General features: G+C 42.5%; 11 protein-coding genes. 3 read left to right on the forward strand and 8 right to left on the reverse strand.

The annotated features are described in order from the left end of the window. Positions 1-94: 94 nt before the first annotated feature. A complete protein-coding gene (locus TOL2_RS17720; RefSeq protein ID WP_014958668.1) occupies positions 95-931 on the reverse strand; it encodes a hypothetical protein in 837 nt (278 codons plus the stop codon). A gap of 337 nt (positions 932-1,268) precedes the next feature. Between TOL2_RS17720 and TOL2_RS17725 the strand changes: the two genes are divergently transcribed. The 3 genes from TOL2_RS17725 to TOL2_RS17735 all read left to right on the forward strand — a co-directional run bounded on the left by TOL2_RS17725 (position 1,269) and on the right by TOL2_RS17735 (position 4,318). Next, the gene (locus TOL2_RS17725; RefSeq protein ID WP_014958669.1) at positions 1,269-1,976 is read left to right on the forward strand and encodes a hypothetical protein; all 708 of its coding nucleotides are present in this window, start codon (positions 1,269-1,271) and stop codon (positions 1,974-1,976) included. A gap of 12 nt (positions 1,977-1,988) precedes the next feature. Beyond that, positions 1,989-3,440, forward strand: coding sequence for a hypothetical protein (locus TOL2_RS17730; protein ID WP_014958670.1), 1,452 nt, complete (start codon positions 1,989-1,991; stop codon positions 3,438-3,440). A 95-nt stretch (positions 3,441-3,535) separates the two neighbouring features. After that, a complete protein-coding gene (locus tag TOL2_RS17735) occupies positions 3,536-4,318 on the forward strand; it encodes a hypothetical protein (RefSeq protein WP_083863760.1) in 783 nt (260 codons plus the stop codon). 122 nt (positions 4,319-4,440) lie between these two features. On the opposite strand, the gene TOL2_RS17740 is transcribed toward TOL2_RS17735, so the two are convergent. The 7 genes from TOL2_RS17740 to TOL2_RS17780 form a co-directional block, all read right to left on the reverse strand. Beyond that, positions 4,441-4,743, reverse strand: a complete 303-nt coding sequence (locus TOL2_RS17740; protein WP_014958672.1) for a YebG family protein — start codon at positions 4,741-4,743, stop codon at positions 4,441-4,443. Positions 4,744-4,874: 131 nt separating this feature from the next. Beyond that, positions 4,875-5,807 carry a methylenetetrahydrofolate reductase gene (locus TOL2_RS17745; protein WP_014958673.1) on the reverse strand — a complete coding sequence of 311 codons (933 nt, stop codon included), beginning with the start codon at positions 5,805-5,807 and terminating at the stop codon, positions 4,875-4,877. Continuing rightward, a complete protein-coding gene (locus tag TOL2_RS17750) occupies positions 5,804-6,472 on the reverse strand; it encodes a methylenetetrahydrofolate reductase C-terminal domain-containing protein (RefSeq protein ID WP_014958674.1) in 669 nt (222 codons plus the stop codon). The genes TOL2_RS17745 and TOL2_RS17750 overlap by 4 nt, the downstream gene beginning before the upstream one ends. A gap of 40 nt (positions 6,473-6,512) precedes the next feature. Continuing rightward, complete coding sequence (locus TOL2_RS17755; RefSeq protein WP_269764181.1) at positions 6,513-6,959, reverse strand: hydrogenase iron-sulfur subunit; 447 nt, start codon at positions 6,957-6,959, stop codon at positions 6,513-6,515. Further along, positions 6,956-11,404, reverse strand: coding sequence for an FAD-dependent oxidoreductase (locus TOL2_RS17760; protein WP_014958676.1), 4,449 nt, complete (start codon positions 11,402-11,404; stop codon positions 6,956-6,958). The genes TOL2_RS17755 and TOL2_RS17760 overlap by 4 nt, the downstream gene beginning before the upstream one ends. A 584-nt stretch (positions 11,405-11,988) precedes the next feature. Next, complete coding sequence (locus TOL2_RS17775) at positions 11,989-13,278, reverse strand: AmpG family muropeptide MFS transporter (protein ID WP_014958678.1); 1,290 nt, start codon at positions 13,276-13,278, stop codon at positions 11,989-11,991. Positions 13,279-13,311: 33 nt separating this feature from the next. Next, positions 13,312-14,151 carry an MBL fold metallo-hydrolase gene (locus tag TOL2_RS17780; RefSeq protein WP_014958679.1) on the reverse strand — a complete coding sequence of 280 codons (840 nt, stop codon included), beginning with the start codon at positions 14,149-14,151 and terminating at the stop codon, positions 13,312-13,314. Positions 14,152-14,345: the final 194 nt, after the last annotated feature.

Below are 14,345 nucleotides of genomic sequence, written 5' to 3' on the forward strand. Positions count from 1 at the left end.
GGCAGCAGCTGCCAGGGTGGAGAGTCTCATCATCAAACATGTTCCCATTCAACTCCATATTATTCTCTCCTTGATATCAAAATGGCTATAATCTTCATTGTTCTTTGTTATCCTGCTTTTTGTCATCATCTTCTTTAACATGTTCCTGTTCCACATAGTCGATCATCTTGCATTCTGCTTGATCATCATAACCAAGGGCGTTAACTGTTCCGGCCGCTCTTTTATACTCAAGCTGAAGTTCGTATTTCCTGATCTCAGTTTGAACCTCCATGCTCTTTTGTGCAAGTTTATACTTCATGTACATAAACCAGGCAAAGAGAAAAAACATTGCTGCGCCCAGAGCCACAAAAAACCACTTGAAATCGACAATGATATCCATGCCTGTGCGGGCAAGAAAAGTGAGGAGGTTAGGAATGACCCAGTAGAGGAAGACACCCGCAAAAATAAGAAACCCGATAATAAAAATATTAAACCGGCTGATACGGAAAAAAAAAGTATCAACCTTATTTGCTTTGTCTGCCGGAATCTTGCCGGAATCCTCTTTAGATTCTTCGCTTCCCTGAAGAAAGGTCATCACCGCCTTTAACACAAACCCTATCAGCAGAACCAGCCCAACCGGAATCCCTACGGCCGCAGAAAACCAAGCCCTGAAAGGAAAAGGAATATCCTTGGTGACAAGTCTGACCCGATAATTTTCAAGTGGGCCAAAGATATTCTGAAAATAATATTTATCAAACTTTGTCATGGTTGACCCATTGACCTGGTAAACAACATCATTGGAATCGTTCAACACCTGCATATATGATTGATTTCCCGAACGCATGGAGGCGCTGACAAAAATCCCAAATTCCAAAACAAAAAAAGCAACAACAACGGCAACTAAAAGTACCGTATGCTGCTGCAAATATTCCGACCAATTTTTAACTCCCATTAACGCTTCTTCCCCTCTAAATTTCCAGGTAAAAATCAACAAAAAAACCATGGCATTATAATTATTTTTAGCTGAAACATCAATACTTTATTAAAAACAAGGCACCTGTTGGCCCTTTAGTTCTCTTGACAAAAAGCTGCTTGCTATCTATATGTGTCATTGAACTAGAAATTCGCATCACTGAAAAAGGGCAAGACATGGTAGCTGTTCGCCAGAGAATCAATACTGAAACATCGGCAAGTATCAAAGGCAGGAATATAAAGACAAAGCAAGCAATATAAATATACCGATGTCAAATATTTAAATACAGGAACATACTGTTAACAAAGGATATTCAATGAAAAAACCAAATAGTTTATGGTGTTTGCTGATATTGATGTTTTATCCTGCGATTGTGTTTTCTTTTTCTTTCAGCGAATATGAAAAAGAAGAGGTACTACAGGAAAAACAGCAACAGGACAAAACCCAAAAAAAAATTGACCGACTTTTGTCCATTGCCTGCCGGGATGACCTTAAAGAAAAAAAAATTGCCGTAATCATCGGCCAGGAAGACGGTCGGGCAGATTATGACCCGTTATTCCTTCCAATAAATAACGAGCTTCATAAACTGGGGTTAAAAACTTACTCTCAAAAACAAATAACAGTACGGATCGCCAGAGCTGAAATAAATGCCTTTTTATCCAATGATATGAATGCGGCTGCCAATGCTGCCGGCAAATTAAAAGCTGATTTTATTTTAAGGGGATTAATTCAACACAAAACAAGGGTAAATCATATTGTAGGCGTGAATGAGGTATCCATAACCATAATTTTTACCCTTGTGGATGAAGCAGGACGAGTCATTTCAAGGGTGACGGAACAAGGAGAGTCTTTTGCAGGACAAAACACATTGGCGGCAGCCCTGGCTCTTGTCAAAGAAAAATCCGGCCTGGTGGTCGCCCGTCTTTACAACGATTATTGCAAGAATTCAGGCAAACAAAAACACTTTAATTCCAGGCAACCGGCTGAAACAAAACCAAAAATAGAAAGTGTAACAGACTTTTAAGGCATAAAAATCATGAACACTTATCAACATCAAAAAATATTAAATCCGATTATTGTTGTTTTATTTTTTTTTATGGCAGGCCTGATGACCTGTTTTTCGCCGAACTTGGCCAATGCTGCCGGCAAGACCATTCTTGTTTCAGCAGAAGGCCTTGCAGATCCTCAAGCAGATATCTATCAAAATGACAAAGGCAAACTTCTTGACGCCTTGCGGCAGGATGCAAAACGGCAGGTCATTGAAAAGGCAGTGGGCAGTTATGTTGAAAGTTCAACCCTTGTTGAAAATTATGCCCTGATTCATGATAAAATTCTAACCCGGACAAAGGGACTGATCAAGAGGGTTATAAAAGAAAGCCCTCCATGGAAAGGAGAAGACGGCTTTATGCACATGCTTTTAAAAGCTGAAGTTTACCTTTCTTCAATCAAGGACTCCCTTCAGGTCATGTCAAAGACAGAGCGGCTCAGTCTGCTGAAGGACTACGGGAATCCGAAAATATCAGTGGCCATTACCATCAGGGATGCAAAACGCGGATCAAGAGTTGCCCCGGAACGCTCTGATGTCGCAGAAAACATTTTAAAAGAACGGTTTGCCAAATTTGGCTATCGGGTCTGGTCGGAAGATGCCGGTCAGTTAGACGCTCAAACAGCAGACCGCACTATGCCGAAAAATCAGTCTAATGCCACAACCCTGGCAACTCATATCAAAACATCAGATTTTTCCATAAGAGGAGAGGTTAAGTTCAAATCGCTTACAGCTACTCTTCAAGCCTCCGGCCTGACAATAACTAAATATGTTCTCACGTCCTGGACAATTAAATGCATTAATAATTATACATCAGAGGAAGTCTATTTTAACAACACAATACCGAGAAACAAAAGCTGGTCAGATGAAGACGCGGCCATGGATGATATTGGAAAACTCATTGGAGAACAATTTTCCAAAGGTTTTTTTGAAGATCATCTGATGAGAACATCAAAAATCTTCCAGCTTGAAATTTTTGGCCTGCCGGACTATGACACGGGAACATTATTTAAAAAAGAAATGATCGGCCTTCGTCCGGTCATGAATGTTGATTTTCGTAATTTTGATGCCCAAGGACTGTCGTTTTATGAAATTGATTTTGCCGGAACCCGTGGAAATTTTACCGATATCATAAACGATACGGTTATCAAGCCTTTGAATCGAAAATTCGGAAAAGATGTATTTAAGCTGGTATCTGCCCGGGGAGATGTCGTCAGGGTTGATTTTCATACAACCCATAAAATTGATGACCTGCCCGGCAAGTTCAACAAGACCCTGCCGGCATCATTATCCGAGGCAACACCTGAACGAATTGAGAATTTAGCCAGAACCGAAGCAACAATGACCCAGGTGGCCAGGATCAATCCGGAAGCGGTTCAACAATTATCTCAAAAAGGCAATAAAATTGCAGAAAAAGCCCTTGCTGCAGTGAATGATTTTTAAATAAGGATGTGAAAAAGTATTTTTTCACAAAGTGTTTGTAGTGCTATAGTTGTATTATAGAATATGACTCATTATTAATTCATTATTTATGGAGGATGAAATTGAAAAAATTGAAACTTGCAACCGGTTTAATACTTTCCGGTATGTTCATGCTGTGCGGATGCGTTTCAGGAGTAACAGGGGGCGGCAGTGCTTCACAAAAGGCCAATGCAATGGCCGACGAACAGATCTACCAGCCCATCACCTATGAAAACGCACATATCAAAGGACCTGTGCTTGTGGTTTTACCAGGTAAAATAAAAAGCAATAACGCAACATTTGCTCAAAAAATAACTTCAAATAACATTGCAGATTATGCGGAACTGGAACTGGGCAACGCCAATTTCAGGGTTCTTGAAAGATCGGATTTAGGCCCCATGCTCAATGAAATTACCCTGGCGGCCAATATGGGTGATACAGAGTCTCTAAAAAAATTTAGAAAAGGAAAATTCAAAACCACCAAATGGTTTGCACAATTGGATGTTCTGAAAGCTGAAAAAGTAGCCCAGGCAAACCAGGGATTTGGCGGTGATGCTGTTGGAAGTATTTTCGGTGCTATAGTGGGCGGTAAAGACGGTTTTATAGGCGATACCGCTATTTCTTCTATTAAAAGCGCTGAATCCGCCGGTGTCTGGATTATTGGCATGAGATATAAAATCATGGACGCTTCAACTTCCGAACAAGTATCAACCGGTTATTTTGAAGATAAAATGGAGTTGGGTAAAAAAGGCACATCCATTCTCGGCCTATCTCAATCCCAGGCCGGTGGAATCACAATGGACAGCATGGTTCAACGACTTGTCCAGAAAGCTGTTGCTGATATTGACCGAAAAAAATAATTTTTTAATCATAAAGCACCTGCAAAAATCTTAACCTGATCTCTGTGGGTGCTTACAATTCCCTATTTCACTGTTATAATACCATTTTCCCCGGCAAATATTATGATAGAAACAAGCAGTTATTAATTCTTTTGTGCTTTTACTTTTTTGGGGACACTCTCTTTTTGTTCAGGCTTTTTAGTTTCTTTTTTCTTTGGCTTGACCCCCCGCAAAATAGGAATCACTGTTTCACTGTTTTCTGCTATAAACAAAGAAATATCCTCAAGCTGATCTTCACTGAATTTTATTTTTGAACCTTCCAGGAATTCAAACAAGTTGTCGGCAATATCAAGCATTTTATCATATGCGTCTGCTTCTTTTTTTGTCGCAAATGTCATTTTTTCCTCTCCATTCCTGACAACAATATATTTTACAATTACGGCCATCTTGTCTCCTTGGAGTAATATTTTCACTTAAGTCTTAATATAAAAAAGGATACAGGTAAAGGGGGGTTCCCTTAACTGTATCCTTTCGATATTTTCAACTATCCCTTCAATATCGTTAACAGGGACTTGAACTATAATTCCGGTCTTGGGTAAAGCCCTGCTCTTTCAACTATTTCAGGAACTTTTTCCTCCCACTCTATGGCCATGATATGGAATCCTGAAACTCCTGTCACTTCCTTGAGTTCCTGGATGTGTTCCACACAGATATCAATTCCCTCCTGGGCCTGCTTATCTTTGGCAACACCTGCCAGACGCTTGATAATTTCATCAGGCACGTCCATTCCAGGCACCCTGTTTTTCATGTATTTGGCCATACCAACTGATTTCATGGGAGTCATGCCTGCCATGATAAAGGTTTTTTCCGTCAGTCCCCTTTCAACAGCCAATCTTATCCACTCTTTGAACTTATCCAGATTATAAATGCACTGAGTCTGGATAAATTCAGCACCGCAGGCAATTTTCTTGGCCAGACGCGGCACCCTGATCTCAAAAGGATCGGCAAACGGGTTGGCAGCAGCGCCTACAAACATTTTGGGTGGCCGCTTGATCTTGTCCCCACCCAGAAATTTTCCTTCATCCCGCATGTAGCGAACCGTCTGAACCAATTGCATGGAATCAAGATCATGAACATTCTGTCCCTGGGCACAATCGCCAAAACTTTGATGGTCACCGGACAGGCACAGCATATTCGGAATATCAAAGGAGGCTGCTCCCAGAATATCACTTTGAAGCGCAACCCTGTTTTTATCGCGTGTCACCATCTGCAGAACAGGTTCAATCCCCATCAACTTCAGGTGTATGCATGCGGCAAGGGAAGACATTCTTGTCATGGCTGTCTGGTTGTCGGTGACATTAACCGCATCCACATAATCCTTGATCAATAAGCCCTTTTTTTTAACTTCTTGTGCATCGCTTCCCCTGGGAGGACCACATTCAGAAGTGACTCCTATATGCCCTGCTTTTAAAACTTTTTCCAGCCTGCTTTCCGTATTTAAAGCATTCATATTTTCACATCCTCCCTGGTTACCGTTCGAGGCCCGCCTGCTCTATCTGTGGACCAATCCTTTATCGGTGCAACTTTCTCATAATCCTCCATTTTATTCAATGCTTTTAATCTATCTACTATAAGCTGCCAGGCACAGTCAACATCTTTGCTGATTTCGCATTTACCGTTGGATGAACCGCCGCAAGGGCCGTTTAACAGTCTTTTGGCACATCTGGAAATCGGACAGATACCACCGGTTTTAGCAAGAACACACGCACCGCAAGCCTGACATCTTTCCGTCCAAAGCCCCCTGTCTTCATTAGCACCAAGACATATGGTATTTACCCCCGGAATCAAGGGCGTGGTCAGATATTTTTCTGCGGCAAACTGTACCCCTACACCACAGGCAAGAGAAATAACGGCATCATAATCATCAATATTACTGCGAATTTCTTCCAAGTATTCATGATCACACTGGCGCTCAAGTGTTCTTTCATCAATTATTTTTTCATCGCCCTGATTGATAAAATACATTCGTAACGCAGACGCCAGCACTTCCACTTCCTTTTTACCGCCTGCTTCACAAACCGTCACACATTCATTACACCCGAGTATCAGTATCCGGTTGAAGCCTTTGACTTCATCAATAATCTCTTCAATGGGTTTTTTCTCTGCTATTATCATAAACCAACCTCATATTTAGCTGTTATTTATGGTTACGGCTTTAAGCTGCCTTTTGTTTTTTTTTGTTCTGTTTTGCAACCCGGATAGGGCTTGGCCCCAATTTTTTAATCATATTATCCATCTCAATGGAATACTGGGCAAACAAAGGCCCTTCACCGGATGACAAATTAAACATTTTCACACGGTCGCCTCCAACTCCGACCTTGTCAAGAATCCTGGCCGCCTGTTCAACTCGTTTTCTGGCCCGGAAATTTCCCTCATTGTAGTGGCAATCGCCTTCCATACAACCAACAACATACACCCCGTCGGCTCCTTTTTCAAAGGCTCGCAAGATATGAATAATATCCACTTTTCCGGTACAGGGAACACGAATAATTCTAAAATTTGACGGGATCTTCAATCTCATGGAACCTGCCAGGTCCGCAGCTGAATACCCTCAAAAATTACAGCAAAATGCCAAAATAATTGGATCAAAATCCTTTGTCATATTACCCCCTCCAGCAAAGACTCAACCTTGCTGAGCAACTGATTATCTTCATACCAGTTTAATTTGATTGTTTTAGCAGGACATTCAGATGCGCACACCCCGCATCCCTGACACAATGCAGGGTCAATATAGCTTACCCCAAGTTCATTTATAACCGGCACATTATACGGACAGGATCTGACGCAAACCAGACATGCAGCACAATTTTCCTGCATCACTTCTGCTGTTACAGATGACAGGGTCAAAGATTCCTGGGAAAGGAATGTGGTTGCCCGTGATGCTGCTGCCATAGCCTGCGTAATGGTTTCGGTAATTAATTTTGGTCCGTGAGCAGTGCCACAGATAAAAATCCCTTCCGTGGGAGCTTCAACCGGCCTGAGCTTTACATGGGCTTCCATAAAAAAGCCTTCTGCATTTGTGTTGGTTTTAATAATTGTTGCAAGTTCTTCAGTATCAGCAGCCTTAACACCGGCGCTCAAGACAACAAGATCCGCACTTGCTTCCACTTTGCATCCCAGCACATGATCCGTGAATGTCACAGACAGCTTACCGTCCTGGCCTTTGGTTACCTCGGGTTTATTTTCAGGATCAAACCGTGAAAAAATCACCCCCATATTCCTTGCTTTTGTGTAAAACTCTTCCAGCATGGAATACATTCTCATATCCCTGTAAAGAATAAACACATCTGTATCAGGATTTTTTTCTTTCAAGGCAATGGCATTTTTAACTGCACTCTGACAGCATACTCGTGAACAATTTGGATTTTCCTGGTTTCTTGAGCCCACGCATTGAATCATGATAACACGGTCAGGATTTCCAACCTTGTTCTCCTCCATCATATCGGATAATTCAAGCTGAGTGACCACAGCCTCGCTTTCATTGTAAAGAAATTCCGTGGGCTGGTATTCTGTTGCACCGGTTGCCACAATCATGGCACCATGGTCAATCTTTCTTTCTTCCATTGATGTGCCGACAAGTACCGTAGTATTAAAATTGCCTTTATATCCGCCAAACTCGACAATCAATGCCTGCTTAAGAATTTCAATCTTATCGTGATTCTCAACCGTGTCAATAAGCTCTTTCAAATAAGCTTTTATATCATCGCCTTCAATTGTATGGTGCAACCGGTTTCCAAGCCCCCCAAGATGATTTTGTTTTTCAACCAGGGTAACATGGTAACCTTGATCTGCAAGACCTTTTGCCGCCGTCATACCGGCCACACCGCCGCCAATCACCAATGCCTTGTCAATGACCGAGATTCTTTTGTCATGCAGCGGCCCTAATGTTGCCACCCTTGCCACTGCCATTCGAATCAGATCCTTGGCTTTGCGGGTCGCTTTTTCAGGCTCGTGAAAATGCATCCAGGAATCCTGATTTCGAATATTGGCCATTTCAAACAGATATTTATTCAAACCCGCCTCTTCCAGGGTATCCATGAAAATGCCTTCATGGGTCTTGGGTGTACAGGACGCCACCACCACACGATTAAGGTTGTGTTCATTGATAATTTCTTTAATAGAAACCTGGGTATCCTGGGAACAGGTAAACAGATTTTCACCGGTATACACGACATTGGGAAGTGTCTTGGTATAATTTTCAACCTCCTCAACATCAATAATCCCGGCAATATTAATACCGCATTTACAGACAAACACCCCAATTCTGGGTTCTTCTCCTAAAACATCTCTTTGCTCAGGCATGACAACGGTTTTTGTGTTGGTATGACGCGCTGCAGCAAGTTTTATTCCGGCTGCACATGCAGACCCGCTTGCCTCTGTTATGGAAGAAGGAATATCCTTGGGGCCCTGAAAAGAGCCGGATACATAGATCCCCGGCCTGGATGTCTGCAATGGGTTAAAGGTTGGGGTTTTAACAAAATTATACTTGTCCAGCTCAACTCCTATCCTGTTGGCAAGAGCCACACTCTCTTCCGGAATAACAAGCCCCACAGACAAAATAACCATGTCAAAGACTTCCTGGTGCATTTTGCCTTCTTCATCGGCATAATTGAGAATAAGATTGTCTGTTCCAGGCTCTTCAACTACAGAATGAATTCTTGATTTTACAAACCTGACCCCTTCCTGGTCTGCGGCCCTGTTATAATACTTTTCATAATCTTTGCCAAAGGTCCGCATGTCCATATTAAATATGGCCGCATCCAGTTCCTTGTCGGAATGTTCTTTGGCAATCATGGCATCTTTAATTGCATACATGCAGCAGACCGATGAACAATAACCGTTACCGCACCGGTTGGTATCCCTTGACCCTATGCATTGAAGCCATGCAATCTTTTCAGGCTCTTTTTCATCAGAAGGCCTGACAAGATGGCCCATGGTGGGGCCGCCCGCACTTAAAATTCTTTCAAACTCAAGAGATGTCATCACATTTTGTGACCGGTTGTACATGTAGATATCATCCAGCCCTGACGGATCAAAGGTTGTTGCACCGGTTGTAAGTATGACAGACCCCACATTCAGATCTCTTATTTTCGGCTGTTCTTCATGGTTGATCGCCCCTGCAAGACAGGCATCCACACACTGGTAGCATTCCGAACAGATACCACAGGAAAGACAACGGGCCGCCTCTTTGTCAATGGCTTCTTTGGCAAGATTCAAGGTTACTTCCCTGAAATTGCCTTCTCTTTCTTCCACACTGATTTTTGCAGGTATCGGCCTCTGGAGTCTTGGGACATTATCAATATCGGGTTTTTCATAATCCCAGGATTTTTCTTCACGGCCTTCCATCAAATCTTCACCATTGATGAACCTGTGCATACTTTGTGCCGCAGTCTTTCCACTGGCAATGGCATCCACAACAGATTTGGGACCGTAAAACGCATCGCCACCGGCAAATACCCAGTCAATGGGCGTCTGCAAAGTCACGGGATCAGCTTCAAGCCCGCCGGGAGGCGTCAAAGCAATGCCTTGTTCATCTGCAAAATCCAGAACTCCCATCTGACCGATGGCCACAATAACGGTATCAGCTTCATAGCAAGTTAATTTACAATCATCATACTGGGGATTAAACCTGCCGTTTTCATCAAATACAGAGGTACATTCCTGGAACTCAACTTCACCTACTTTTCCGTTGGCTTCAATAAACCTTATGGGTCCAAGGCTATTGATAATTTTAACCTTTTCTTCAATAGCCTCTTCAATCTCATAATCCCAGGCCGGCATTTCATCCCGCTTTTCAAGACAGACCATGGTAACATCATCAGAGCCAAGCCTTCTGGCTGTCAAGGCAACGTCAACCGCCACATTACCGCCTCCGATAACCATGACCTTGCCGGTCAGTTTTTCGGCTGTGCCAAGTGCTGCATCCCTCAAGAATTCAACCCCCTTGATCACGCCGTCAAGGTCTTCGCCCTTGACTCCCAACCCGCGGGAACCATGGAGACCTGTGGCCATAAACAAGGCGCTGTACCCGTCTTTTTTAAGACTTTCCAAGGTCACATCCCTGCCGAATTCAACCGAAGTTTGGATCTCAACACCAAGTTTTTCAATAACGTCAATTTCTTTTGCCAACTCAGCCTTGGGCAGACGGTATTCAGGTATACCAACAGCCATCATGCCGCCCTTGACCGGCAGTTTTTCAAATATGGTAACGGTATACCCCTTTTGCGCCATATAATAAGCCGTGGTAAGGCCTGCAGGCCCGGAACCGACAATAGCCACTTTTTCATCCCGCTTCTCTTCAACCTCAGGAATATACGGATCATCTTCTTCAAAATCCAGTTCAGCCAGATACCGGTGAAGGTACTGGATGGCCAGGGGTTCGTCCGCATCCCCTCTTGTACAAACCGCTTCACAGGGATGGTGACAGACACGGCCACAGGAACCGGGAAAAGGATGTTCTTGTTTGAACAGCTTAAGCGCTTGGGCATAATTGCCCTGATTCATCAAAGCGATAAATCCCTGGATACTCACATGAGCCGGACAAGTTGCCTTACAAGGGGCAGTAGATCTTTTGGAAATCCCATATGCACCCGGTATGGCTTGTTCGTATTGTTTAAAGACAGCTTTTCGCGGTGCAAGCCCCTGGTTGTGTTCACTGGGCACTTCCACAGGGCACACCTTGGCGCATTCCCCACATGACGTACATTTCAACAAATCAACAAACCTTGGATTTTCTTTCACCCTTGCAGTAAAATTTCCTTCTTGGCCATCAACCTCAAGAAGTTCCGTATTTGTCAACAATTCGATGTTCAGATGCCGGCCGACCTCGACCAGTTTAGGTGAAATCACTCACATTGTGCAGTCGTTGGTCGGAAATGTCTTATCCAGCCGTGCCATCATACCACCAATGGCATATGATTTTTCAACCAGGTACACATAATACCCTGAATTGGCCAAATCAATTGCAGACTGCATTCCTGCGATTCCACCGCCAAGAACCATGACAGAACCTGAAATATCTTTCTGTGGTGTTGAATCTTGAGTCATTAGTTAACCTCCTAACCGTTTAAACAAGCTTTACAGTTTAAAGCTATGAACCCTGTATGCTCTAAATTATTCCCCAAAAACAAACAAAGATCCAAACAAAAAAAACCTGACAATTGAATTTTCCTCAACTGATCAGGCTTTCATGTAATTTCCCGTTTTGACCGAAACACCTGCAAATCAGTTGTTCGCAAAAAGACATATAGAACCCGGTTTTTCCATGAGCCTTGAAAACATTGGCCTGATGCTTATCAAGGCTTAAAAACGGTATTCTGTAATAAGTTTTATCTGACCACGAAATTATTCTGATCAGTTTAATTATAGTCAGTTTATTTATATCGGTGCAATTGGGTTGCACAATATGCTAAAACCTTTACATATCAAGTAAAGCGGTCTGGTTATATAGAATACATCCATATCGTATAGTGTTTGCTAATCACCTGCTTCTAAGTAAAAAAACGGGTGTTTTTTGTCAAGCACTATTTTATATGAACGGTTTGGTCAAACCAATGTGAAAGGCCGGATCTGCCTGTGGCGACTGTGGCGATTTTTTTAAAAATCGGCTGCATAAAAAAGCTGATTTACACTCAAAATCCTTTTTCCAGAGCTTCGTTGCTTGCATTCCAGGGTGCAATTTTGAACAACAGCAGCATTCCCGGAACAGCAAACCCGGCACACAAAAGATAAAACAGATCCCACCCCAGATATTTCGCCATAAACCCTGTAACAGATGCGGCAAAAACCCCGGGAACAGCCATTAAACTTGTCAGCAATGCATATTGGGTAGCGGTAAATCTTTTGTTGGTCTGTATCGCCATATAGGTTGCATAGGCTGCCTGCCCAAGCCCCGTGGAAAAGAACTCAAACCCTACAACACACCCCAGAATAATCTGGCGGTAGTCCAGCCATATCAATGAATTATGATCCATGACAATTAATATGGCAAAGAACGCAGTAGATAAGGCTTGAAGAACACCAAATACCCACAGGGACCTGGCAATGCCCAGGCGAATCATGACAGCCCCCCCGAGAATCACTCCGCCAAACAGTCCGAACATTCCGATGCCTTTGACAATGACAAAATATTCTGTTTTGGAAAACCCCATTTTAAGAATAAAAGGAATGGTCATGGCACCTGCCATATTGTCGCCTATTTTATATAATAAGATGAATAAAAGAACCAGCATAGCACTGTTGCGTTTGAAAAACTCAACAAAAGGTTCAACAACCGCCTCTTTAATTGAAACCGGCGGACCTTCATCTATTTTTGGTTCAGAAACAAACAAAGTTGTTAACATGCCAATTCCCATCATCAAGGACAAAAGGATGTGAATTGTGGCCCAACTGATGTTTAACTCCGTTAAAAGTGACAGACCTATTGCAACATACATTCCAAGACGCCAGGCATTCATCCATACCCCTGTGCCGAATCCAAGTTCATCGCTGGTCAGGTATTCGCGCCGGAATGCATCCAGGGAAATATCCTGGCTTGCCCCGAAAAAATTGATGCACAATGCCATGAAAACAATTCCAAACAGTGAATCTGAAGGGTCAAATTGCCCTATGAGTGCAATACTTATCATAAGCCCCAATTGAGCAATCAAAATCCACCCCCTGCGTCTGCCCAAAAAACATGGAACATATCCGTCCATCAACGGAGACCAGACAAATTTCAAGGTGTACGGAAGACTTAGGGCGGAAAAAAGACCGATGGTCGTCAGATCTATATTGGACTCTGTCATCCACAATTTTAATACGTCCTTGACAATATAAAATGGAAACCCGGAGGAGAAACCAAAAAAAAACATGGCCATCATTTTCCAGGATAACATGACACGGACAGTGTGCAAAAAAGAAAAGTTGGATAGGTGTTTCATGAGTAGGGATTTAAGCCCCTGATCCTTAGATTATTAAAGATGGATTTCCATATTGCAGGGGACTGCAAAAAAGTCGAGGACGACATTTTTCTTTTTCAGTTCGGACCGGCATTTCCTGACAATATTGTCCATCTGGACATCGGTTCTGTCCTGATTCAAATGAAACAGACCTAGTTTTTTCACGTTGGCTTTTAATGCCAGATCCAATACATCCTGAATCGACGAATGCCCCCAACCCTTTTTTAGGCTATACTCATTTTCAGTGTATTCTGCATCATGAAACAAGAGATCTGTATTTCGTGAAAATTCCAGATACGCATCAAAGCCTTTTCCTTCAGGATGATCAAATCCAAGTTCATTGTCTGTTAAAAAAACAAATGTTTTTTTGTCTTCAATAAACTTATACCCCAACCCTCCGCCGTTATGGCTGGTGGGAATGGTTTCAACCCTGACAGACCCGATGGTGAATGTATCGTTTAATGCAGTGTCAAATTTGATATCTGCTCTCAGATCCTTTAAACTGATCGGGAAAAAAGGCTGTTTCATAACTTCAGCCAATACAGCCCGGGTACTGACATCTGAAAATTTACGATCCTGTAATATTATTTTAACGTTACTGAATTGCAGTGGTCTGAAAAAAGCAATTCCCAAAATATGATCCCAGTGGGCATGGGTAAACAAAAGATAATACCGGGTGATCTTTTGCTTGATTAAGGAATTGCCCAGGCGACGGATACCTGTTCCCGCATCAATAATGATCGTTTCCCCTGATTTTGCAGTAACTGCAACACAGGTAGTATCCCCACCATACTTTTTGTATTTCTCACCCGATACAGAGATGGACCCTCTTGAGCCCCAACATTTGATATCCATCCTTATTCCTGTATCACAACATAAATTCTTCGTCTACTTAATAATTGATTTTTTGAGCTTTAAATATTTTTGTAGCAATTGTCACAGGCAAACCTGATATTTCATTTAAGATTTGCCTACAACAAAACATGAAAGGCACTGTTTGGATTGTTAAAGACTTTCATATAAAAAAACATATCAAAGGCCCATTCATC

Origin of the sequence: Desulfobacula toluolica Tol2 (genome assembly GCF_000307105.1) — a bacterium.
Classification (GTDB): Bacteria; Desulfobacterota; Desulfobacteria; order Desulfobacterales; family Desulfobacteraceae; genus Desulfobacula; species Desulfobacula toluolica.

What these genes read in the sequence shown, in the direction of transcription:
- TOL2_RS17775 (WP_014958678.1), bottom strand. Translation starts at nt 13,278, where the DNA reads ATGAAACACCTATCCAACTTTTCTTTTTTGCACACTGTCCGTGTCATG.
- TOL2_RS17725 (WP_014958669.1), top strand. Translation starts at nt 1,269, where the DNA reads ATGAAAAAACCAAATAGTTTATGGTGTTTGCTGATATTGATGTTTTAT.
- TOL2_RS17735 (WP_083863760.1), top strand. Translation starts at nt 3,536, where the DNA reads ATGAAATTGAAAAAATTGAAACTTGCAACCGGTTTAATACTTTCCGGT.
- TOL2_RS17745 (WP_014958673.1), bottom strand. Translation starts at nt 5,807, where the DNA reads ATGAATGCTTTAAATACGGAAAGCAGGCTGGAAAAAGTTTTAAAAGCA.
- TOL2_RS17740 (WP_014958672.1), bottom strand. Translation starts at nt 4,743, where the DNA reads ATGGCCGTAATTGTAAAATATATTGTTGTCAGGAATGGAGAGGAAAAA.
- TOL2_RS17730 (WP_014958670.1), top strand. Translation starts at nt 1,989, where the DNA reads ATGAACACTTATCAACATCAAAAAATATTAAATCCGATTATTGTTGTT.
- TOL2_RS17720 (WP_014958668.1), bottom strand. Translation starts at nt 931, where the DNA reads ATGGGAGTTAAAAATTGGTCGGAATATTTGCAGCAGCATACGGTACTT.
- TOL2_RS17780 (WP_014958679.1), bottom strand. Translation starts at nt 14,151, where the DNA reads ATGGATATCAAATGTTGGGGCTCAAGAGGGTCCATCTCTGTATCGGGT.
- TOL2_RS17750 (WP_014958674.1), bottom strand. Translation starts at nt 6,472, where the DNA reads ATGATAATAGCAGAGAAAAAACCCATTGAAGAGATTATTGATGAAGTC.